Origin of the sequence: Desulfopila inferna (genome assembly GCF_016919005.1) — a bacterium.
In the GTDB taxonomy this organism is placed as follows: Bacteria; Desulfobacterota; Desulfobulbia; order Desulfobulbales; family Desulfocapsaceae; genus Desulfopila_A; species Desulfopila_A inferna.
In genome coordinates this window covers 427991-449734 of the sequence record NZ_JAFFQE010000004.1, presented here as the reverse complement: position 1 = coordinate 449734, position 21744 = coordinate 427991, and the positions used below count along the sequence as shown (strand labels likewise).

17 protein-coding genes are annotated in these 21744 nt (G+C 48.9%); 3 read left to right on the top strand and 14 right to left on the bottom strand.

Translation table 11 applies throughout. From position 1 onward, the window contains the following. Positions 1-64: 64 nt before the first annotated feature. The 11 genes from JWG88_RS12885 to JWG88_RS12835 form a co-directional block, all read right to left on the bottom strand. A complete protein-coding gene (locus JWG88_RS12885; protein WP_205234180.1) occupies positions 65-1576 on the bottom strand; it encodes a hydrogenase large subunit in 1512 nt (503 codons plus the stop codon). Beyond that, the gene (locus tag JWG88_RS12880) at positions 1569-2993 is read right to left on the bottom strand and encodes a proton-conducting transporter transmembrane domain-containing protein (RefSeq protein ID WP_205234179.1); all 1425 of its coding nucleotides are present in this window, start codon (positions 2991-2993) and stop codon (positions 1569-1571) included. The genes JWG88_RS12885 and JWG88_RS12880 overlap by 8 nt, the downstream gene beginning before the upstream one ends. A 101-nt stretch (positions 2994-3094) precedes the next feature. Beyond that, positions 3095-3748 carry a hydrogenase gene (locus JWG88_RS12875; RefSeq protein WP_205234178.1) on the bottom strand — a complete coding sequence of 218 codons (654 nt, stop codon included), beginning with the start codon at positions 3746-3748 and terminating at the stop codon, positions 3095-3097. After that, positions 3745-4656 (bottom strand): respiratory chain complex I subunit 1 family protein, encoded by a 912-nt coding sequence (locus JWG88_RS12870; protein ID WP_205234177.1) that lies wholly within the window; start codon positions 4654-4656, stop codon positions 3745-3747. Before JWG88_RS12870 ends, JWG88_RS12875 begins: the two co-directional genes overlap by 4 nt. A 111-nt stretch (positions 4657-4767) precedes the next feature. After that, on the bottom strand, positions 4768-6723 hold the full coding sequence (locus JWG88_RS12865; RefSeq protein WP_205234176.1) for a proton-conducting transporter transmembrane domain-containing protein: 1956 nt from the start codon (positions 6721-6723) through the stop codon (positions 4768-4770). Between the two features lie 147 nt (positions 6724-6870). Beyond that, positions 6871-8049, bottom strand: a complete 1179-nt coding sequence (locus tag JWG88_RS12860) for a hypothetical protein (RefSeq protein ID WP_205234175.1) — start codon at positions 8047-8049, stop codon at positions 6871-6873. Positions 8050-8105: 56 nt separating this feature from the next. Continuing rightward, positions 8106-8345 carry a hypothetical protein gene (locus JWG88_RS12855; protein WP_205234174.1) on the bottom strand — a complete coding sequence of 80 codons (240 nt, stop codon included), beginning with the start codon at positions 8343-8345 and terminating at the stop codon, positions 8106-8108. An 87-nt stretch (positions 8346-8432) separates the two neighbouring features. Further along, positions 8433-8669 (bottom strand): hypothetical protein, encoded by a 237-nt coding sequence (locus tag JWG88_RS12850; protein WP_205234173.1) that lies wholly within the window; start codon positions 8667-8669, stop codon positions 8433-8435. Between the two features lie 361 nt (positions 8670-9030). Beyond that, positions 9031-10395 (bottom strand): sigma-54-dependent transcriptional regulator, encoded by a 1365-nt coding sequence (locus JWG88_RS12845; protein WP_205234172.1) that lies wholly within the window; start codon positions 10393-10395, stop codon positions 9031-9033. After that, the gene (locus tag JWG88_RS12840; protein WP_205234171.1) at positions 10395-11864 is read right to left on the bottom strand and encodes a sensor histidine kinase; all 1470 of its coding nucleotides are present in this window, start codon (positions 11862-11864) and stop codon (positions 10395-10397) included. The genes JWG88_RS12845 and JWG88_RS12840 overlap by 1 nt, the downstream gene beginning before the upstream one ends. A gap of 289 nt (positions 11865-12153) precedes the next feature. Beyond that, positions 12154-12987, bottom strand: coding sequence for a cytidylate kinase-like family protein (locus JWG88_RS12835; protein ID WP_205234170.1), 834 nt, complete (start codon positions 12985-12987; stop codon positions 12154-12156). 232 nt (positions 12988-13219) lie between these two features. On the opposite strand from JWG88_RS12835, the gene mnmG reads away from it, so the two are divergent. Then, positions 13220-15100 carry a tRNA uridine-5-carboxymethylaminomethyl(34) synthesis enzyme MnmG gene (mnmG, locus tag JWG88_RS12830; protein WP_205234169.1) on the top strand — a complete coding sequence of 627 codons (1881 nt, stop codon included), beginning with the start codon at positions 13220-13222 and terminating at the stop codon, positions 15098-15100. Between the two features lie 6 nt (positions 15101-15106). Then, a complete protein-coding gene (gene lgt, locus JWG88_RS12825; RefSeq protein WP_205234168.1) occupies positions 15107-15898 on the top strand; it encodes a prolipoprotein diacylglyceryl transferase in 792 nt (263 codons plus the stop codon). 111 nt (positions 15899-16009) lie between these two features. Here the strand turns inward: lgt and JWG88_RS12820 are convergent, their stop codons facing one another. Together JWG88_RS12820 and JWG88_RS12815 are read right to left on the bottom strand one after the other, a co-directional pair. Next, the gene (locus JWG88_RS12820; RefSeq protein WP_205234167.1) at positions 16010-16696 is read right to left on the bottom strand and encodes a CBS and ACT domain-containing protein; all 687 of its coding nucleotides are present in this window, start codon (positions 16694-16696) and stop codon (positions 16010-16012) included. Between the two features lie 35 nt (positions 16697-16731). After that, positions 16732-17685 carry a histone deacetylase family protein gene (locus JWG88_RS12815; protein ID WP_240194426.1) on the bottom strand — a complete coding sequence of 318 codons (954 nt, stop codon included), beginning with the start codon at positions 17683-17685 and terminating at the stop codon, positions 16732-16734. An 816-nt stretch (positions 17686-18501) separates the two neighbouring features. Here JWG88_RS12815 and acs point away from each other — a divergent pair. Continuing rightward, positions 18502-20535: an acetate--CoA ligase gene (gene acs, locus JWG88_RS12810; protein ID WP_205234166.1), complete on the top strand. Its 2034-nt coding sequence runs from the start codon at positions 18502-18504 to the stop codon at positions 20533-20535. Positions 20536-20686: 151 nt separating this feature from the next. Here acs and JWG88_RS12805 read toward each other — a convergent pair whose 3' ends face one another. Next, a complete protein-coding gene (locus JWG88_RS12805; RefSeq protein ID WP_205234165.1) occupies positions 20687-21352 on the bottom strand; it encodes a response regulator in 666 nt (221 codons plus the stop codon). Positions 21353-21744: the final 392 nt, after the last annotated feature.

Genomic DNA, 21744 nt, shown 5'->3' with positions numbered 1-21744 from the left:
GGTTAGAGGCACCCTGACGGGCATAAACTGCGACTCCGGATGCTGCTGAATAGTTACCATTCCTCTACAGGTCAAACCCGCAATAGGAGAGGTTAAAGCTTTTGTTGCACAGCGGAAAATCTGAAATTTGCTGATTTCTCAAAGACACGGCAAGCCCCGTCCAATTGTGAAACGAGGGGTCCTTGATCTTGTAACGCTGCACCCTGCCGGCGCCATCGGTTATTAGGCAGTGAGACACTTCACCGCGCCACCCTTCATTAACAGTGACTACAAATGAATCAGGACTGAGCGTATATTCGGTCATACCCACCTCGGCCCCAGCCGTCTGATCCATATCCAGCAGAAGGTTGATGAGTTTGAGGGAATGCATGATTTCCTCCCGCCGCACCCAGGCCCTGCTGTTCACATCGCCATTGGTAACATGGTTGGAGTTGGCGGGAAGCTCTGCATAACATTCTCCGGGGAAGAAATTTCTGGCATCATAACTCAGGCCGCAAGCCCTGCCGGCATATCCTACCAGGCCAAGGTTCCCAGCCATCTCCGGCGAAACTGTTCCAGTGTGCTCAAATCTGGCCTGCACGGTGTGGGCTGTAAAAAGCAGATCGCAGACATTTTCTATTTCTGAGGTAACCTCCGCGAGTTTTTCCCTGATAAGCAGACGTTGTTCTTTTCCCATTATAAAAGCGATTCCACCGGGTCGGATCAGACCTTTGCCGAAACGGTTGCCGCTCAACACCTGAAGGAGATTGAGAAATTCTCCTCTGATCCTGCCGAAATAGGCGGCAGGTGGATTAAAGGCCACATCACCGCTCAATGCTCCCAAATCTCCTAAATGATTACTTATTCGCTCAAGCTCCAGGGCTATTGTACGCACAATGCGTGCCCCCTTGTCAACATCAAATCCGGCTAGAGCCTCAAAGGCCTGACACATGCAGAGGTTATGAGCAATGGCCGTGTCTCCGGCAATGGATTCACAGATGATCGGGTAGCGTTTATGAGGCAGCGTGGGCAGCATCTTTTCCACCCCCCGATGTTGATAGCCCAGTTGAATTTCAAGATGGAGCACTTCTTCTCCCGCGCATTGAAACCTGAAATGCCCAGGTTCGATAATACCCGCGTGCACCGGACCTACCGCCACCTCATGGATGGACTCGCCTTCCACTTTGAAGTACGGATAGTTTCCGGGGATATCTTCTTCATAATTATTGCCGAAGATATCCTCGAGGCCGCTGTAGTTCTGATGATAGCGCACCATTTTCAGCCAGGGATGGCCATCGGGCCGTATTCCGAACTGCTCGGCGATCTCCCGTTCAAACATATGAAATTTCTCACTGACAGCCCCGGTGAACGACCTATAGGAGCTATCCACATCCGTTTCCACCACATAGAGTGCACTGTTGCGAAGGACCGCCACAATTTTCCTGTCTTCCCCGTCAACGTAGGCAAAGAACTGGACTATGTAGCCATCGTCCTTGATAAATTCAGCAAGCGTCGTGAAAAAGAGTTCGAAGGGTATTTGAGGAATGGCCCGACGTGTAATCGCTTTGCCGCTTTCTATTCTGAGGAGGTTATCCATGATGGCCTCCAATTACCTTGATAGTATTGACGATAGTTGCATGCACGACATCCGGCATCCAGATACAGAGTGTAATCGAGGCAAGAAGCAGCGCATAGGAAGGCAACAGACGCAGGGGGTTCTCTCTGGCTACCACTCTTTCCGATGTTTCACCAAACGACATTGACATGAAGATACGGCCCGTCCCGGCAACCACCGGCACAAGGGCAAAGAAAAAAATTGCGATACTGACATACCGCTCTTGCTGAAAAGCCCCGATGATAATCATAATTTTGCTGATAAAGGTACCGAAGGGAGGCAGACCGGAAATGCCGATAAAACCGGCAAAAAAGGAGACAAAGGTTCTAGGGAGATAGCGGACGATACTGCCGATTCTCTGGACCCTTTTGGTGCCGAAGCTCTGCAGTATATTCCCTGCTGAGAGAAAAAGTGAGGATTTAAGCAGCGAATGATGGATGAGATGGACGAAGGCGCCATACAGAGCAAAGCCGCCGATCCCTACACCAAAGGCAATGATTCCCATATTCTTGATGCTCGAGTAGGCGAGCATACGTTTATAGTCAGGCTGAGAAATAATAAAGACAGCGCCAACCAGCATGGAGAGTAGACCGAAACCAATCAGAACATTACCGGAAAATATGCCGAGCCCGGCAATACTCATAAGCACATGCACTTTATAAATACCAAGAAAAGCGCAGTTGAGCAGCGCACCGGAGAGGAGTGCCGAAGCCGGACTGGGCGCCTGGCTATGGGCATCCGGCAGCCAGGTGTGCATCGGGGCAAGCCCCATTTTGGTGCCGAAGCCGATCACGATGAAGACAAATCCCACTTTCAGCCAGAGCGGATCCAGCTGTGAGGCCACAGTGTTGAGCGAAGAAAAGGTCAGAGGCCCCTCGATATTGCCGATATCCATGGACAGAGTAATAAAGAAACAGCCCAGCAGCGCCAGGGCAATGCCGACGGAACAGATCAATATATATTTCCAGGTTGCCTCCAGCGCTTCCTTGGAGCGATGGATAAATATCAGCGGCGCACTGACCAGGGTGGTCGCCTCGATGGCAATCCAGAGGACAATGGGATGATCGGATAAGGTGACCATGGACATGGTTCCCAGAAAAAGTAGCATACAGCAGGAAAAAACCGGCTTTTGCTCCATCTCAGTATCCCCCATATAGGAAAAGGCATAGAAGGAGATACAGACAAATACAAACGAGGTGACCAGCAGTACCAGCAACCCCTCGGGAGATGCACTGAAATAGTTGGTAAACAGCGGAGTAAGCCTGCCGGCCCAGCTCATCAGGGTAAACTGCAGATGCAGAAGGGCCGTGATCAACAGCAGTACCCTGCCCAGATTAGCCGGCAGAACCAGTGCCGCGATTCCGGTGAAGAATGGCAGCAAGAAGACATATTCAATCATAATCAATCCTTGATATTTTCCGTAAAAAGTCATTGAAGGCCGGGATCGACTTTGGGAAATGCTTGATATACTAGGCGTAGATCGAGCTTTTCACAAGTCCATCAATCCTTTAAGCGTCCAAGTAATGAGGTATCTACATCATCGAAGGCGCTGTTGATGTTGTGCAGGATGATTCCCATAATCATTACGCCGACCAGCAGGTCGAGGAGCACTCCAAACTCGACTATATACATGGTATGGCTGTGCCTGGTGAGAGCAGCACCAATCAGATAGACTCCATTTTCCAGCATCAGATAACCGATCACCTGGGTTATGGCCTTCCTCCTTGCCATCATCAGAAAAAAACCGGTGGCCAGAGTGGTGATAGCAGTTATCAAAACCATGTCCCTGCCCTCAGGCAGCGAAAGACGCAGATGATAGGTGATAAAAAGAGAGCCGAGAATAATGCCCAACCCTGCCAGCAGTGAAGCGTGGTAACCGATAAAAGGCTCTATCTCGCGCTTTATCGCCACCTTTTTCACGGCCATATACAATAAGCCGGGGATCAGCAGTCCCTTGATCAGGATCATGATCTGAAAGAAGATCAGCCCCCCGCTTCCCAGCGAACCATGGCCGGAAAGAAAGAGCGGCGCCAGTGAGACCATAACTCCCTGCAGGGCCATGATCCTGACTAGCGCCATCAGTCTGGTGGAACCCAGCGACAGCAGCACCGAAAGAAGGATGATAACCAGAATTGATTCACTCACATTTATCATTGAAATATCCCCATGGTTAAGATGGCGGCAAAAAATACCAGGGTAAACGAAGTCAGGATGAACTTGGGCACCAGATCCATCTTAAACCGCGCCATTATTGATTCCGTAACGCCCACGGCAACGTAGACCAGAGCGACGACGCCATAGAAGGTCAAAGCCCCGACAATCCCTGGAGTGAAGGGGTAAAAGAGGTGGGAGATAAAAGCTGAGTAGAAGAGCAGCTTGTAAAAAGAAGCCAGTTCGATAAGCGCAAGATCGGGACCGCTGTGATCAAGGATCATGACTTCATGAATCATGGTCAATTCCAGATGAGTGGCGGGATCATCGACCGGCACTCTCGAATTTTCGGTGAGCAGAACCATGAACATCGAGACGATGACGAAAAGCAGTAGTGCTCCCGATTCCCCCATCAGCGAGATGGGAGCAGCTCCGCTAAAATACTCGGCAAAGCTGAGGGATCCGTTGAGTCGGTAGAACAGAATGAGGACGGTGAAAATGGTGATTTCGGCAAGAGTGGAAAAAAAGACCTCCCTGGCCGCCCCCATTCCCTCGAAGGGCGAAGCGGTGTCCAGTGCTGCGATCACCGTAAAAAACCTGCCGATTCCCATGATGTAGAAAAGAACAATGACATCGCCGTGAAATGAAAACAGCGGTGCGGCGCCGCCAAAGGGGAAAAACAGGAGGACAATAATGGCCGAAGAGAAAGAAACCGTGGGCCCAAGCCTGAACACGTTACTGGTGCTGGTGGAATATACCGATCCCTTTCGCAGCAGTTTAACCAGCGTATAATATTTAATCAGCAACGGTGGACCTTTTTTTCCCGCAAAAAAGGCCTTCACCTTCAAGATGATACCTGGAAAAAGCGGTGCCGCAAGCATGGCGACGGCCAGTGATACGAAGGTTTCCATATATACCTCTATCTGAGAAATGAATCTGTAAGGTTCTAACCCAGCTGAGCTGGATAAGAACCTTTAGACAGATTGTTTCTCGCCAAAAACAAGAAAACAATCTGTAAGGTTCTAAATAAAGAAAAGAAGCACAATGATAGTGACGATTATATAGCCGATATACAGCTGAATATGACCATGCTGAATCCAGCGCAGCTTGCCGAGCAGGTAAAGAACAGGTGTGGTCAGGCGATCAACAAGGACTATCTCGGCAATATCATCCACTCGTGTCTCATAGAGGGTTCTGCCGGGAAAAATCCTGGTAATTCCCGAATACCTGGTCCGTATCCGCACAAACGGCTTGAAAAACTCCAGCACACTCATTGCATAGGAAGTACCGGTGTATTGCATACGCACCGTCGGCTGGGTAAATCCACAGCCCCAGGTTGGGCCCCGAACCACAGTTTTGCGCACATAGAGCACATTGCGCAGAAGAGTGCTGCCCAGAAAAACTACCAGAAATAATCGGGCTACGAAGGCTAGATTTCCAGTCACCATCGCAAGATATTGCGGATCCACCGGGGCGAGTGGTTCGATATTTTTCAGCCCCAGAAAGGCCGCGCCCACAAATGGTTCCGGAAAAACACCGATAACAAGGCAGGAAACTGCCAGAATTATCATGGGCACCGTCATCGCAGGACCGCTTTCCCGTGCATTTTCTGCCGCTTTGCTGCGGGGTTCACCCAAAAATACCACGCCGATTACCTTGGTGAAACAGGCTGCAGCCAGCCCGCCTATAATGGCAAGTGAGATTATGGCAAGCATGCTGAAGATAAAGGAGGAACCATGCAGGACAAGGCCATGAAAAGCTGCAAAATAGATTAAAAATTCACTGACAAAACCATTGAATGGCGGCAGGCCGGAAATGGATATGGAGCCGATCAGAAAAGTCCTGCCGGTGGTTGGCATCGTTTTTATCAATCCGCCCAGCTGATCCAGATGGCGTGTGCCGGTTTTCTGCAACACAGCGCCTGCTCCAAGAAACAGCAGGGATTTGAAAATGGAATGATTAAGGACATGGAGCAGAGAGCCGGCAAACCCGAATGCGGCCATCAGGGTGTTGTCGGAAGCGATACCAATCATGCCGATTCCGGCGCCGATCAGGATAATGCCGATATTCTCCACGCTGTGGTAGGCCAACAGTTTTTTAAGATCATGTTTACCGAGGGCATAAACGACCCCAAGCACCCCCGAAATCATACCGAAGCAAAGAACAACCTGCCCAAGGACGATATCAGTCACATTCAGCAAAGAGTAGAGCCGGATTATCCCATATATTCCCATTTTGATCATTACCCCGGACATGACCGCCGAGATATGGCTGGGTGCCGCCGGATGGGCATGGGGCAACCACATATGCAGGGGAAAGATACCCGCCTTTGATCCGAAACCGATGAGAGCGAAAAAAAAGACAATCAACTTGATATTGCCGGGTATCACCGCAAAAGCCGCGAAAGCAAAGGTATCTGTGTGGCTATAGGCCAAAGCGAAAGCAGCGAAAATAAAAATCGCCCCTGCCTGGGTGAAAATAAGATAGATGAAACCGGCCCGGCGGGTCTCCTCTTTTTGATATTCGTGCAAGACCAGAAAGAAGGAGGAGAGCGACATCAACTCCCAGACCAGGGCGAAGCTGATAATATTATCGGCCGTAGCCACCAGGGCCATGGAAATAATAAGCAGATTGAAGAATATAAAGCTGAGTGCGACCCGGCCGCTTTGCTGCGCTTTGTCCATATAATGGAAGCTGTAGAGAACAGCGAGCGGGCATATGGCAAAAATCGGGATTAGAAAAAATGCGGAAAGTGAATCAATGGAAAAAGACAGGGTAAAGATATGCAGCCACTGTATTGAAATAACAGCAACCGCTGTTCCCTGCAAGGGATCGATGGTTGAATATACTCCAATAAGACAGCCGGCGATGGTGATTGCGGTATACCCGGCTTTCATCAGGCTGAATTGTCGGCAGCTCAACAGGGAGAAGAGACCGCCGGCGAATATAACAGTAAGTGAAAGTAAAAAGGTGTCCATCATTCCTCGTTATAATATGTGGTCGTTAGTTAACTATGGCGAATGTTGCGCTGCTTGCGCCGGCCACTGGGTCAGCATTCCGTGGTCATAGTACCTCCATGTTGAGAGCGATGTGATTTTCATTGTTTCGTGGTAGAATGTAGTTGTTTATCTGGGGGTATAAATATCGTAACGGGGAGCCCGCAGCATCCGATCGATCTCATCCTTGAGACTGATCTGGTCGGCATTGATGGTGCTTTGCTGCATCAGTTTAGTGTAGAGCTGTTCCTGCTCAAGCGGGTGTATATATTCGGTCGGGCAAGCGTCCTTGAGCTGCACATGAGCAGCCCAGGGGACAAAGTAAGTGGTCTCGGGATAATTCTGATACGCCGAGATATCTATGTTGAGGCCAGCCACATACAAAAGATTCTTGCCTTCGTAATCGGTACCCCGGCGGATGGATTCGACTGTCCGGGCAAACTCCATCTGGATGTTGATTTTCGCTGCCTTCAAGGCCGGACTCTTATGAGTGACAATGACCGGCATGAATTCGATAAGATTTCTTTCAAGGAGAACCGAATCATCGGTTTCGTGGAGGTTCTCCCTGAAAAAAAACAAATCTGCACAAAGATGGCCGTTGATCGCCTCACCAACACCTCCTTTCCAGGTATATCCTGTAGAATCGATGCGCTTGCGAAAGTCTTCGGATACCTCATAGGTATGCGAGGTACAGTGTGTTGCTACCGGCACGATCCGGTTGTCCGCGGTAGTCTTGACAACTTTGTGCAACCGAAGAACGAGCCCGTCAGTGACTGGTTTTGTGTCAAAGTCGATGAACGAGTCTTTTACTGTAATCAGATGATCGCCGGTATCGGTACGATGTAGAAAAATCCGCTGTCTGGCGAATATATATTGATCAAGATAGGGTTGAATCACATGAGAGATTTTGCCGCAGCTGCTGGAGATGCAGTCGCCATGCATTTTCGGACGCCTGCAGTAGCCGAAGACGGAGGTTGCCGGGTCGTAGCCGACATGACTGGCCTGCACGATAACCGAATCCTCGCCATGACCGGCATGAGGCCCATGACGGTCTGTGGCGATGATGCCCCCTACTCTTCCGTGGTCAAAAGGAAAGGTGCCGAAATGCTTACTGATCAGAATAATAGGAAAGCCTTGGTTCTCGTCGGAGCAAAAAGCGCGGGAAGGCATTATATATCCACTTTCAAAGCCGAGGGACTTACAGAGATTATAAAGCTTCGGAACAAATTCGGCATAGGGAATCGCAAGCCCGCGCACATTGAAAGGGGCGATATCCCGTATAATACCCGGCTTTCTTTCATTCATCATCTACACCGAATCCATAAAAGAATTAGACCAACTGATGCCACACGGCTTATCAATGATCATTGCTGATCCCATTCCAGGGTGATACCATACCAGGGACTGTCTTCGGGGGACTGTTGAGGCAGGCTTAGCAGCTCACAGCCCTCGGCCCGTTCTATCATAAACTGCTCCCACCGAGAGGCTTCTTCCCGGGATAAAAAAGGACCTGTCTCCGTAGTCGATCCGGTTTCTCTGAATTCCCTGGTGATAAAATCCCGTGTTTGTTCAAGACCCTGTGTTATTCCAATGAGAACCTTCATAGCAATGTCCTTTACGACCTGAGGTATGTGCTTCTTCTGTTGTTAATGAATACAATCCTTCATGGTGATGGTAAAAAGAGCTAATACTCAACCAACGCGCTCAAAGGTAAATCCGTAATAAACAGTTTCAGAAAATGTCTGCGGTTCAACAGATACTTCCTCAATATTTTCAATTTTGCTTTTCAGGCTGTTCTGCCAGCCAAGTGCCTCTTCCCGGGAAAGGAAAGGACCGACTTCCGTTAGCGAATCTTTTTCTCCTTGATACAATTCAATGAAATCAACTATTTTTTCAGGATGTCCGGTAATTCCAATAACAATTTTCATGAGTGGTTCCTGCTGGTACCATTGATCGATTGAGAAAAATAGCTATATTTGATGACGAAACAGCACTAGCAAATTATGTGCCACAAAAAATATACACCAAATTACCGATACTTAAGGAACAAAACAGGCCTATTTACTAAAAAATCATGTACCGCATGAGGCACTATGCCCCGTATCGACCACCACTCCCCTTCTCCTTTCTCTGATACCAAATGCCGAAGTTAAGAGACAAGGAACCACTTTCACACACTAAAAAAGATAGATCATTCAGGGATGGTGCAATTTGGGGCAAATTTCCCCATGATGGCAAAATGCCTCAAGGCATGGCGAGGAATTCGGGAGGGGGAAGAGAAATGAAGAACTACAAGGTTTGCGGCTCCTCATAGCGCTGCAGTTTACGATAGAGGGTTTTCCGATCAACCTGAAGGATGCGTGCCGTCAGGGTCCTGTTGCCTCCGGTGGTTTTAAGAACATGCATGATATAGCGCCGCTCCATTTCCTCCATGGAAATGAGTTCCATGGGATCCTGCGCCCCTACGAGAATATAGTCTTTCCTGAAAAGTCGTATCTTTTCAGGAAGATCCTCCGGAACGATCTTGTCGAAATGAGTGAGCACCACAGCATGCTCAATGGCATTGCGAAGTTCGCGCACATTACCGGGCCACTCATAATCCAGCAGTTTTTCGGCGGCGCTGTTGGCAATGCCGGTCACCTCCTTATGCTGTCTGTCGGCAATGTCCTTAAGAAATTTTCCCGCCAGAAGAAGAATATCGGCTCCGCGGGAACGCAGGGGCGGCAGCTCGATATTGATGACATTGAGCCTGTAAAACAGATCTTCCCGGAACAGGCCGTCTTCGACAGCGGATTCAAGATCCCGGTTGGTGGCGGCAATAATTCTGACGTCAAAAGTGCTCTCTGTCGTCCCGCCCACCGGCCTGACGCAGCGCTCCTCAAGCGCCCTCAGCAGCTTGGGCTGCAGGTCCAGCGGTATCTCTCCTATTTCATCAAGGAACAGTGTCCCCCGGTCGGCCTCCAGGATCAGCCCCTTATTGTGCCTGCCGGCATCGGTAAAGGCCCCTTTCTTATGACCGAAAAGCTCGCTCTCCAAAAGCTGTCCCGGCATGGCTGCGCAGTTGATGGTCACCAGTGGATGATTTTTCCTGCTGCTGTTCATATGGACCGCACGGGCGGTCAATTCCTTACCGGAACCGCTTTCTCCGGTGATCAGCAGGGTGGCATCGGAATTGGCAATCCGGCTGAGTTTGGAAAAAAGTTCCTCCATTACTGGACTTTCTCCGATGAGATTGTCATAATTACGCGGTTGCTTCACGGCATGGCGAAGCTCCTTCACCGTTTCCTGAAGGTTCCTGAAGCGCTCTGCTCTTTGCAGAGACAACGCCAGAATATCCATATCAAGGGGCTTGGTTATAAAATCATAGGCCCCTGCCCTGATGGCGGCAATAGCGGTGTCCATGCTGCCGAAGGCCGTCATGATTATAACCGGAATATCCGGCTGGTTGGCGGCAATCGTCCGACAAATTTCAAGCCCGTTCATGTCGGGCAGATTAATATCGGCAAGAACGACATCCACCTGCTGCAAATGTACAGCTGCCAATCCTTTCCGACCCGACTGGTATGCAGACACCTTGAAGCCGCGGCGGCCAAGCCCCACGGAAAGCATGTCGCACATATCTCCGTCGTCTTCGATAACTATAACGTTACTCATTACTTCGCAGTCTCCTGTAGAGGAAGGTAGACGGTGAAACAGGCACCATGTTTAACTTTGCTCTCCACATCTATCCAGCCGCCATGCTCTTCCACAATCCCGTGAGCAATCGAGAGCCCTAATCCGGTCCCGGTTCCAATTGATTTTGTTGTAAAAAAAGGTGTGAAAATATTCTCCAGATTTTCCTGACAGATGCCCTCGCCTTCGTCCTGTATGCGGATTTTCAGATATTTTTCCAATGATTCGGTTCCGCCCGGTTCAAGAGAGAGTAATTCATTGGAAAGACTGACGTCGACCTTGCCACCCTGCGGCATTGCCTGAATACTGTTCATCAACAGATTGACCAGGACCTGCTGGATCTGAGAGGGATCGACATGCAGAGTGACATCGGCATCATCGGATTTATTCAGGAAGAAAATGACATGCTGTTTGCCGGCCATGGGATAGAGCAGTTGGAATACCTGTTTGACAAGAACGGCAATGTTCTGGGGAGATGCATGCTGCCTTGGGCGCCGGGTGAAGTCCAGCAGCTGCCTGATTATGCCGGTCATGCGTTCCGCCTGATTCCTGATAATAGCAGCACATTCCTTGACCTCCGACTCGCTCAAATCCTCATCGGCGATCATTTTTGCTCTTCCGTCCACGACATTGAGAGGTGTTCCTAATTCGTGGGCAATTCCTGCCGAAAGGAGCCCAAAGGAAGAAAGCCGCTCCGTATGGCGGAGTTGCTCAAGGGTTTTCAGGCGGGCATCATATTCAAATTTAATCTTTTCCTTGGCGATGACCAAACGTGAACACATATCATTCATGGTTCTCGCGGTGATCGCCAGTTCGTCATTACCGGTGATGCTTCGGTCAGCACTGAAATCACCCCGACCTATTCGTCCCGCATGGGTCATAAGTCTACGCAGCGGCCTGCCGATTTTACGCTCCATAAATACATAGAGGACGAGCCCGGAAAGCAGAGCGAGAAGAGCCGTAATAGTGAAGGCCCGGAACAGCATGCTCCGCATAAGCTCCCGCATGGAAATGAGGGTCTGCCGTAGTTCCAGAGCCCCCTTCCGGGTCTGTCCGATATCCACAGGAACATAGGTATAACGAACCAGATCGCCTTTGCGGTTATCCATCTTCAACGAAAAGGGTTTTCCTCTATTCAGGCTGTGCAGTTGTCTTTCCTGTTCATCCGACATCTCCAGTTTTTCCGCCACAGAATCCAGCCACATCCAGCGAATGCGGATATCACCATTAATACTCGCATCATCAAGAAGCTCGAGGGCTGTTTCCTCTCCGTTTTCCCGCCAGGCATGGGCAAACAGACCCGAAATACTTCTGCCGTCCTGAATGGCGGCAGCTATCATATCAGCTTCATATTGCTCAATCTCCTTCTGAAAAGAGAGATATTCATCTACTGCTATCAGGGCAATAATGCCAATAAGTAAGTAACTGAACAGATGATAAAATAATTTCATAATTCCCTGCTGACAAAGCGATATTTACCTTTTTGCAGGCTATTCAGGAAAACGCCACCCTTTACAATAAAAAATTGGCAGTATGAACTGCAACATTGCACCTAATGACTACGGCATCCTGATTTGGCACCGGGGGCGGTAAAATGATGGAATAGAGAATTAGCAGTTTTTGAATAATTTAGCAAACAGGAAGGTCCCGTACGACCACGGATGTGAGGTGGGTAGTGAATCCGAAGCCGTTATTCCGGGATTTTCTGGAATAACGGCAGCAGAAAATATCACAGCACCGTCAAATATTGTGGTATGGATTTATGTAGGTTGATTTCGAGGTTAACGGCTCCGCAATTTTAATTGAAGTGATTCCCTCAACTTCTAAGATCTGTTTTTCAATAGACTCCCGCAGAGACGAGTCGCTTTTGAGATCCTCACCCACGTTGTTGATATAGGCTGTGCCATTGGCCACCTCGACCTTATTGCGGGGAGACAGATCAACCAGCATAGCATGAATTTTTGCAGCTTTCTCCATATTACCAAGTGTTTCTTGTGATTCAGGTGTCAGCTGGAAAATCGGTTTCTGCACCGTTTCATAGAGTATCTGTACGGCGTCATCGACAGTGAGGGTATTGATGCGCAGCACCATATCGTATAGTCTGCTGTCCCAGGTATCGGTGCCGTAAACCTGGAGCCCCCATTTGCGACGCTCCTCATCATCTTTTTTTAATATGTAGAGCGCTTTTTCCGCAGAGATGTTCTCCCGTTTCATTTCTTCACGGACACGATCATCAATATCGGCGATAATGCGCACTTTAAGGACGTGAGGAATATCCTTGAGGATGTATTGTCCGGCAAGTCCATGATAGATGACATTATCTTTTTTGACATGTTTTAGCAGAGCGTAACGATGATAACTTAAATAGCGCTCTTTGCCGTTTTTGAATCTTTCAAGTACGGAAGGAGCATCGTGTAGAGCACGGATAAGCTTAATCTCCGGAATATTGAATTCCGCGCATGCCTCGAGAAGGATATCCCGCGAAACACATTCATAGTTAAGTTTTGCCGCCAGTTTTTCGGCCACTTCCTTGCCTCGACTATACGACCCTCTTGAAATAGTAATAATAGACATATGAAACTCCTTCATGTACGTTTAAAGTTTTAACCAGTGAAGAAATAAACAGACAGTGGGGAGGGTTTAGCAACTATTTCCTGACCAGAGCTGATTCAAAAATACTAACATTAATACATGCTTTTTGATTATAATACCGATTTCCTTCACCATCACCAATTTTATATATAATTCGTTATCTGCTGATACGACATCTGCCGGTAATGTTTTAAATTAGAATAACAGAAGACACATGAATGAATATGATATAGTAGTAATCGGCGCCGGTCATGCCGGCTGTGAAGCCGCTCTTGCCGCCGCCAGAATGGGATGCAAAACCCTAATCGCCGTCATCAACGCCGACACTATCGGCGCCATGTCATGCAACCCGGCAATCGGCGGACTTGCCAAAGGTCACCTGGTCCGCGAAATTGACGCGCTGGGCGGAGAGATGGCCAAAAACATCGACGCCACCTCCATCCAGTTTCGCAGGCTCAATACCAGTAAAGGTCCGGCGGTACGCTCCTCGCGGGCACAGGCAGATCGCCTGTACTACCGGATCCGCATGAAGAAGGTTCTGGAAAATCAGAAAAATCTCACCATAATCCAGACAGCGGTGGATTCAATTCTCATCGAAGACGGTAAGGTTGCCGGTATCATCACCGCCCTGGATCAGAAAATCAGATCACGGGCGGTCATAGTGGCAACCGGGACCTTTCTCAACGGCCTCATTCATATCGGCCTTAAAAATTTTCCAGCCGGCCGCCTGGGTGACTCACCCTCCCTGAAACTGGCGGAATGGTTCCACCAGGCAGGTTTTGCCATGGGCCGGATGAAAACCGGCACCGTCCCCAGAATCGACGCCAACAGCATCGATTATTCTGAACTCGAACCCCAATACAGCGATGAACCACCGGCCCATTTCTCCTTTGCCGCCCGGGGCTTGCCCTATACGCTGGAGCAGAGACCCTGCCATATTACCTACACCAACAGTACAACCCACGAGATTATTCGCCGGGGGATCGACCAGTCTCCTATGTATTCGGGAATCATAGAGGGAATCGGAGCCAGATACTGCCCTTCCATCGAAGACAAGGTGATGCGCTTTCCCGAAAAGGATCGGCACCAGATATTTCTCGAACCGGAGGGACTCGATACCGTCGAGGTCTATCCCAACGGGCTGCCCACTTCGCTGCCGCTGCATACTCAGATAGCTATGCTGCAAAGCATTAAAGGTCTGGAAAATGCTCGCATTATCCGGCCCGGTTATGCCATTGAATACGACTATGTCGATCCACTCGAGCTGCATCCATCGCTGGCCACCAAGCGCTATCAAGGGCTCTTTCTTGCCGGACAGATCAATGGCACCTCCGGATATGAAGAAGCCGCCGCTCAGGGAATCATGGCGGGAATCAACAGCGTGCATTATGTTCGAGACATAGCCCCCCTCATTCTTGACCGATCGCAAGCCTACATCGGGGTACTGATCGACGACCTGGTCACCAGGGGAACCAAGGAACCTTACCGGTTGTTTACCTCCAGAGCGGAGTACCGTCTCCTCCTCCGCGAGGACAACGCCGATACCCGGTTGTGTCGGATCGGTCACAATGTAGGCCTGCTCAGCGATGAGGCCTACCGCCTCTTTATTGAAAAGAAAAGCGGTATAGACGCCGGCGTAGAGTTTCTCTATAACACCCATGTCCGACCATCCGGCATTATCAGCGACGCCCTGGAATCTCTGGGAAGCGCCAGGATGAAGCAGAAGAGCTCACTGGCTGATATCCTCAGGAGACCGGAATTAACCATTGCACACCTGCAGAAACTTCCGCTTGACGAGGAGATCAGGAGCACCCTCAAGAGCCTTGATGATTCGGAAGTGGGAGCGGAGATTCAGCTGCAGATCAAATTCAAGGGATATATCGACCGCCAGCAGGAGCAGGTAGACAGATTCAAAAAAATGGAGGAGTTGACGCTGCCGGACGAGCTTGACTATTCCAAGATGTCAGGACTCTCCGCCGAGGTGGTGGAAAAACTCTCCAGTGTCCGTCCGCTTTCGCTGGGGCAGGCTTCGAGGATCTCGGGAATTACTCCCGCGGCGATTTCAATTCTCCAGGTTCATCTTCGAAAGAGGTAGCAGGACATGAATTTTCCAGAAATCGATCCGGTCTTATTCAGCCTGGGACCTCTGCAGGTTCGCTGGTATGGACTAATGTACGTGCTGGGCTTTGCAGCATGTTATTTTCTCGTTAAAAAGCAGATAAAGGAAACCAACAACACTGCACTGGCCCGGCACTTCGAAAACCTCAATTTTGTCCTGATACTCAGCGTTGTCCTGGGAGGGAGATTAGGTTATGTCCTTTTCTACAATCTCCCCTATTATCTCAGGAATCCCCTGGAAATAGTGGCAACCTGGCATGGTGGCATGTCATTTCACGGCGCCGTCATCGCCTTGATACTGGCCGGCTGGATTTTCTGCCGGGTCACACATCTCAATTTCTGGAAAACGGCCGACATCTACGTGGTGACCATCCCCATTGGTCTCGGGCTGGGCAGGATCGGCAATTTCATAAACGGAGAACTCTACGGCAGGGTGACCGATCTACCTTGGGGTATGGTATTCCCCGGCGGCGGACCTTTGCCGCGACATCCCTCCCAGCTCTATGAAGCATTTCTTGAGGGAATTGTTCTCTTCGTGCTGCTCTGGACACTGCGCAATAAACCCCTCAGCGCCAACAGCCACAGGTGGGCCCACGGCTTCCTACTGGCGCTGTTCCTTGGCGGTTACGGCTTCTTCCGCTTCTGCATTGAATTTTTCCGGGAACCGGATCCGCAGGTTGGCTATCTGCTCGGTTCTTTGACCATGGGACAAATCCTCTCCAGCGCCATGATTGCAGGTGGTTTTCTCATTTGGTGGTACAGAAAAGGCAGATGAGTGGCATTAATCCAGCTGAGCCGGACTCTTTACAAGTACCCACTTGGGGGTATAAGAATCTTTAGACAGATTATTTTCTTGCCAAAAAACAAGAAAATAATCTGTGAGGTACTAATCGCTACCTTCTCTTTTTGGGAGTTGATCAAGATACCAGGACATCGGATCGATCAGCTCAAAGCCTTGAGCCACAAGTTTTTCTTTAATTTTTACAACGTTGACCGTCATTAAATAAGGAAAAACCGCTCGTTTTTCCTTATCCCAGTATCGGGCCACCAGAACACTGCCCAGGGAAACATTCTCTTCGGTAACGATATCTACTATCTTTTTCATCTGACCCGGTTCCTCTTTCACCAAGATACACAACAGCGTCCCCGGCTCCCCGATGCCCATTATATTAACAAAAGCCCTGAGCAGATCTCGTGTTGACATGATGCCCTTCAGGTACCCATCTTCATCGATGACCGGCAGGGCGCCAACTTTTTTCTTCCCCATTACCAGAAGAGTGTCCTGCAGGGTATAAAACGGAGAGATGGTCAGAGGGTTTTTAATCATGATATCTGCAACCCGATGCTGCATTACCTTCTGGTAGGTTCGACTATAATCCTCTTTGGCCAGCAGTGTTGAGGGCTGAGCATCCCGCATGTCCCTGTCGGTGACGATTCCCAGGAGCTTGCCCTGGTCGTCCACTACCGGAAGATGACGTATATTTTTCTTTTCCATCAATGCTTTAGCTGCCGCCAGGGTAATTTCAGGTGTAACGGTTATCAGATCCTTGGCCATGCTTTCACTTACAAACATATGTCCCCCTTTCCCAAGTAGGTGATGATGACAGATTACAGTTCTGCCAGAATTTTTATATGATCGGCTACCAGCAGAGGCAGTACTTCCAGGTTATAGCCGCCTTCAAGGATCGAAATAAGCCGGCCGTCGGCATATCGTTTGGCCAGGTTGACAATTGTCTTACTTATAAATTTATATCCTTCCGCAGTAAGATTGATACCGGACATCAGATCCGATGAGTGTGCATCAAAACCGGCCGATACGAGAATTACCTCAGGCTTGAATTTTTTAAAGGCCGGCACCATCTCCGTTGTCAGTTTCTTGCGATAATCCATGTCACCTTTACCGGGAAGAATAGGCGTGTTCAGAGTAAAGCCGGTTCCGGCTGCCACACCTTCCTCAAATTCTCTGCCCGTTCCCGGAAAAGCAAATGATGGATGTTCATGAATGGAGTAATAAAATACAGAATCATCTTCTTCAAAAATCTGCTGTGTACCGTTTCCATGATGAACATCGAAATCAATAACGCCTACCCGTTTAATACCCCATTTCTGCTGCAGGTATCTGGCGGCAATTGCAATATTGTTGAAGTAGCAGAACCCCATAGCCCTGTCGTACCCGGCATGATGCCCAGGCGGCCGGACGGCACAAAATGCGTTATCGATGAGACCTTCCATCATTTTATCTACGGCTCGCAGCACTCCGCCTACGGCAAGCAAGGCAATCTCGTAGGTTTCACGGCATATTGAGTTGTCCTGGTGATCAAAGTCCGGCAATCCCATCAAGCAGGCCTCCTCGAAGCGTACTATATAGCGGATATTATGAACCGCTTCTATCCACCGCTGATGCACCGGCTCCGCCTCTATAGGCAGAAGCTTTTCCAGCAAACCGCTTTCCCGAAGACCGTTGACTATGGCAACCAGCCGATAATGCGACTCCGGGTGCCCTTCAAACGTGGTATGCATCAGGTACCTCTCATCATACACAAAACCGGTTCTTTTCATCATGCATTCTCCACTATTCATCGTTCTTTTCAAATCCTGACAGACTCGCAAAGAGTTCGATCTACGCCGCTGCAGATCTCAACCATCAAATCCTGAAGGCGTCTGATAATGATGCTGCCGTTAAGCTCCATTAAGAAGCTTTAGGAAATTCTTGCACAAAAAACAAGGAAACAATTATTACAGCCCACAGTATTAACTCAACTACTTGCAAAAACAGCTACATTCTCAGGTCCGAAAAAACGTACACTCGCCGCAGGCACTCTACCAGAATTCTACCTTACCATTCACTGGTTATGTTAGTTAGTGCAATAGAACCTAAATTATTCAAAACAGCATAAATGGAAACTATTATCATGCCAATAACTATACTTACCACCAACCAGTGACAGAATGTCAAGCATTTTCCCGTAACCCTACATCAATATTACTGAATTTGAATTTAAAATTAATTGCATTATAACTGCTTTTATGGTAGGTCATAAGAAATCAGGTATATCAGGAGCAGTTCGATCTTTCCACAAACCAAACATGATGATCTCGTAAAGAGTTGTCACTAAATTCTCAGGCCAGATAAATTCGATATAATTTCTTGACAGGCCTTCGGTGATATGTGGAGCAGGTACAGCGATGGGCCATCAGAAAACTGCAACACGGAATAACTGGCTAGGCATAACCGGCTATTTACGACGCCATAAAACATGTACATCAAGTTCTGCGGTATAGTCAAAAACCGATAATTACCTTGGAGGAGCAGCGGCGCCCAATGGGAATTGGATTGGAGTTTCATTCGTCAACCAGATACTTCAAAGGAGCGAAAGCATGAGTGATGAAAGAAAGGTAATGGAAACATCAGAGGCCGAAATTGCGGTGCATTGGCAGGAAGAGGGTTATTTCGTTCCCTCTCCCACCTTCATAGGTCAGGCTAATCTCACGGACGAATCTATTTTCGCTAGATTCAGTCTCGATAATTTCCCGGATTGTTATACTGAATTCGCCGAGATGTTGACCTGGTACAAATACTGGGACGAGGTTCTGGACACCAGCGACGCACCATGCTGGAAGTGGTTTAAAGGCGGCAAAATCAATGCGAGTTACAACTGTATTGACCGCCATCTGAAGAAGAACAAAAACAAGACAGCTATCCATTTTGTTCCTGAGCTGGAAGAGGAAGCCATTCAGCATATAACCTATCAGGAGTTATATGTCCGCGTTAATGAATTTGCTGCTCTGCTGCGTGATTATGCAGGGCTGAAACGTGGCGACAGGGTCACTGTTCATATGCCGATGTCAGCGGAACTGCCCATCACCATGCTGGCCTGTGCCCGTCTGGGAGTCATACATTCCGTTGTTTTCGGCGGCTTTTCCGCAAGCGCCTGCGCAGACAGAGTGGTCGATTCTAATTCCAGGGTTCTGATCACCATGGACGCCTACTATCGTGCTGGAAAACTCCTCGACCACAAATCCGTCGATGACGAAGCCTGCAAACTTGCCGAAAATTCAGGACAGAAAGTGGACAAGCTTCTTATCTGGCAGCGTTATCCCGGAAAGATGTCATCCGATGCCGCACTGCAAAAAGGACGTGACTGTATCGTCAACGAAGAACTGAAAAATTTCTATGGGGCCAGGGTCGAGCCGGAAAAGATGCTCTCCGAGGACCCGCTGTTTCTGATGTACACCAGCGGCACCACCGGCAAACCAAAAGGATGTCAGCACGGCACCGGCGGGTATCTCGCCTATGTCACCGCCATGTCAAAATACATACAGGACATCCATCCCGAGGATGTCTACTGGTGCATGGCCGACATCGGCTGGATCACCGGTCATTCCTTTATTGTCTACGGACCGCTGGCGTTGTGCGCCTCATCCGTCATCTATGAAGGGGTACCCACCTATCCGGATGCCGGCAGGTCGTGGCGAATCGCTCAGGAGCTGGATGTCAATATCTTCCATACCGCCCCAACGGCAATCAGAGCCCTGCGCAAGGTCGGACCCGACGAGCCAGCTAAATACACCTATCATTTCAAGCATATGACCACAGTTGGCGAACCGATTGAGCCGGAAGTATGGAAATGGTATCAGAAGGAAGTTGGCAAAGGCGAAGCCGTCATTGTCGACACCTACTGGCAGACCGAAACAGGAGGATTCCTGTGCAGCACTGTCCCCGGTATCACCCCGATGAAGCCGGGCAGCGCCGGTCCCGGCGTACCGGGTATTCATCCTATCATCTATGACGAGGAAGGCCAGGTCATTCCGCCAGGTTCGGGAAAGGCCGGCAATATCTGTATCCAGAACCCCTGGCCCGGTTGTTTCCAAACCATCTGGGGCGACAGGCAACGTTTTGTCGACACCTATTTCGCCAGGTACAATAAAGACCCGAATAGCAAGGATTGGCGCGACTGGCCGTATCTGACCGGCGATGCCGCCGTCGAATCACCCGATGGCTACTTCCGTATCCTTGGCCGAATTGATGATGTTATCAATGTTTCCGGTCACCGTCTTGGCACCAAGGAAATAGAATCGGCAGCACTCACTGTCCCTGAAGTAGCAGAGGCGGCCGTTGTCCCGGTCAATCACGAAATCAAAGGCAAGGAACCGGAGTTGTATGTTTCCCTCAAGCCCGGCTATGAAGCCACGGAAGAAGTTGCCCAGAAGATAGCAGACGCCATCACCACACAGATAGGCAAGATCGCTAAATGTAAAAATGTCTGGATTGTCCCCGATATGCCGAAAACCCGCTCAGGTAAAATTATGCGAAGGGTGCTCGGCGCCATTTCCAATAAGGGCGATGTCGGCAATGTCATGACTCTCGCCAATCCCGAGATAGTAGAAGAGATCCAGCGGATGGTTTCCTGATATTTCACTCAAGCAATAATTTCTAACCTGCGAAGTCCTCTTACCATCTGTTTTCTTGAAAAAGAAAACAGATGGTAAGGTATTCAATGACGCCAAAGTCCGATTTACAAAGTTGATTCATGGCAGAGTAGACATCCTGTCTACAGAACTCCTAATCCGGCCTGACAAAACCGTTGCGCACGGCAAAACTGACCAGATCGGCACTGTTTCTCAGATTGAATTTTTTCAGCAGCTTGGAGCGGTGGTGATCAATAGTGCGGGGACTGAGACAGAGCTTCTCCGCCACATCCTTGCTGGTATATCCTTCAACTACCAGTTGCAGAACTTCATACTCTCTGGCGGTCAACCCCTGGAAGGGCGTAGCCCGGTGATTACGATGGGCGCTGATCACATCTGCGGCAAAATCATCGGAAAGGATCGGGGAAATGTAGGTTTTACCGTTCTGCACCTTATTGATGGCAAGCAGCAACTCTTCGTCCGAATCGTCCTTCATCAGATAACCATCGGCACCGCTGGACATTGCATGATAAAAAAATTGCTTGTTTTTATGCATGGTCAACATCAACACCTTGACCTGCGGATATTTTTTCTTTACTTGCGAAACAGCTTCGGTCCCCGAGATTTTAGGCATGGAAATATCAAGTATGATAAGATCAGGAATGCCGGTTTTCAGGAATTCCATAAGCTCTTCGCCATTACTGACCTCGCCGATCACTTCAAGATTTTCGTTCTTCTTAATGATATTTTTAATACCATGGCGTATCAGCACATGGTCATCCGCCAATAGAACAGTGTATCTTCTTTCACTCGATTCCATATCTATGCCTTAACCATTCCTCCTGAATTATTAGCTACCCCCTCTCAGGCATCCCCATGTTGAATTATACATAACTTCATTAAAACGATTTTTTCCACCTTTTCTTTAAAGCAATAAACCCATCTTCGGCTGCAATGAAAAAATGCCACAAGTCCAAAAAAACACAGCCAGAACGACTTCGACATATCTTTATTCTTGACTTTATCGCCAAGAAAGCTTTGACTATGCTACTTAGAAAATGAATGATGATTCATTTACTGTTGATCTATACAGTCGAGAATACGTGAGTCTTTCAGTTTCTCAGGAAATTTGTTTACTTGTGTTTTTTGAAGAAAAGAACCTGAAAACCTTCCGAAAAAAAGCAAAGGACTTATCCAGCTCAACTGGGTTTG

Excerpts from the sequence above, each read along its gene's own strand:
- JWG88_RS12805 (WP_205234165.1), bottom strand. The coding sequence starts at position 21,352 with ATGGAATCGAGTGAAAGAAGATACACTGTTCTATTGGCGGATGACCAT.
- JWG88_RS12815 (WP_240194426.1), bottom strand. The coding sequence starts at position 17,685 with ATGATGAAAAGAACCGGTTTTGTGTATGATGAGAGGTACCTGATGCAT.
- JWG88_RS12865 (WP_205234176.1), bottom strand. The coding sequence starts at position 6,723 with ATGGACACCTTTTTACTTTCACTTACTGTTATATTCGCCGGCGGTCTC.
- JWG88_RS12835 (WP_205234170.1), bottom strand. The coding sequence starts at position 12,987 with ATGTCTATTATTACTATTTCAAGAGGGTCGTATAGTCGAGGCAAGGAA.
- JWG88_RS12880 (WP_205234179.1), bottom strand. The coding sequence starts at position 2,993 with ATGATTGAATATGTCTTCTTGCTGCCATTCTTCACCGGAATCGCGGCA.
- JWG88_RS12860 (WP_205234175.1), bottom strand. The coding sequence starts at position 8,049 with ATGATGAATGAAAGAAAGCCGGGTATTATACGGGATATCGCCCCTTTC.
- JWG88_RS12840 (WP_205234171.1), bottom strand. The coding sequence starts at position 11,864 with ATGAAATTATTTTATCATCTGTTCAGTTACTTACTTATTGGCATTATT.
- JWG88_RS12870 (WP_205234177.1), bottom strand. The coding sequence starts at position 4,656 with ATGGAAACCTTCGTATCACTGGCCGTCGCCATGCTTGCGGCACCGCTT.
- JWG88_RS12845 (WP_205234172.1), bottom strand. The coding sequence starts at position 10,395 with ATGAGTAACGTTATAGTTATCGAAGACGACGGAGATATGTGCGACATG.
- JWG88_RS12875 (WP_205234178.1), bottom strand. The coding sequence starts at position 3,748 with ATGATAAATGTGAGTGAATCAATTCTGGTTATCATCCTTCTTTCGGTG.
- lgt (WP_205234168.1), top strand. The coding sequence starts at position 15,107 with ATGAATTTTCCAGAAATCGATCCGGTCTTATTCAGCCTGGGACCTCTG.
- mnmG (WP_205234169.1), top strand. The coding sequence starts at position 13,220 with ATGAATGAATATGATATAGTAGTAATCGGCGCCGGTCATGCCGGCTGT.
- acs (WP_205234166.1), top strand. The coding sequence starts at position 18,502 with ATGAGTGATGAAAGAAAGGTAATGGAAACATCAGAGGCCGAAATTGCG.
- JWG88_RS12885 (WP_205234180.1), bottom strand. The coding sequence starts at position 1,576 with ATGGATAACCTCCTCAGAATAGAAAGCGGCAAAGCGATTACACGTCGG.
- JWG88_RS12850 (WP_205234173.1), bottom strand. The coding sequence starts at position 8,669 with ATGAAAATTGTTATTGGAATTACCGGACATCCTGAAAAAATAGTTGAT.
- JWG88_RS12820 (WP_205234167.1), bottom strand. The coding sequence starts at position 16,696 with ATGTTTGTAAGTGAAAGCATGGCCAAGGATCTGATAACCGTTACACCT.
- JWG88_RS12855 (WP_205234174.1), bottom strand. The coding sequence starts at position 8,345 with ATGAAGGTTCTCATTGGAATAACACAGGGTCTTGAACAAACACGGGAT.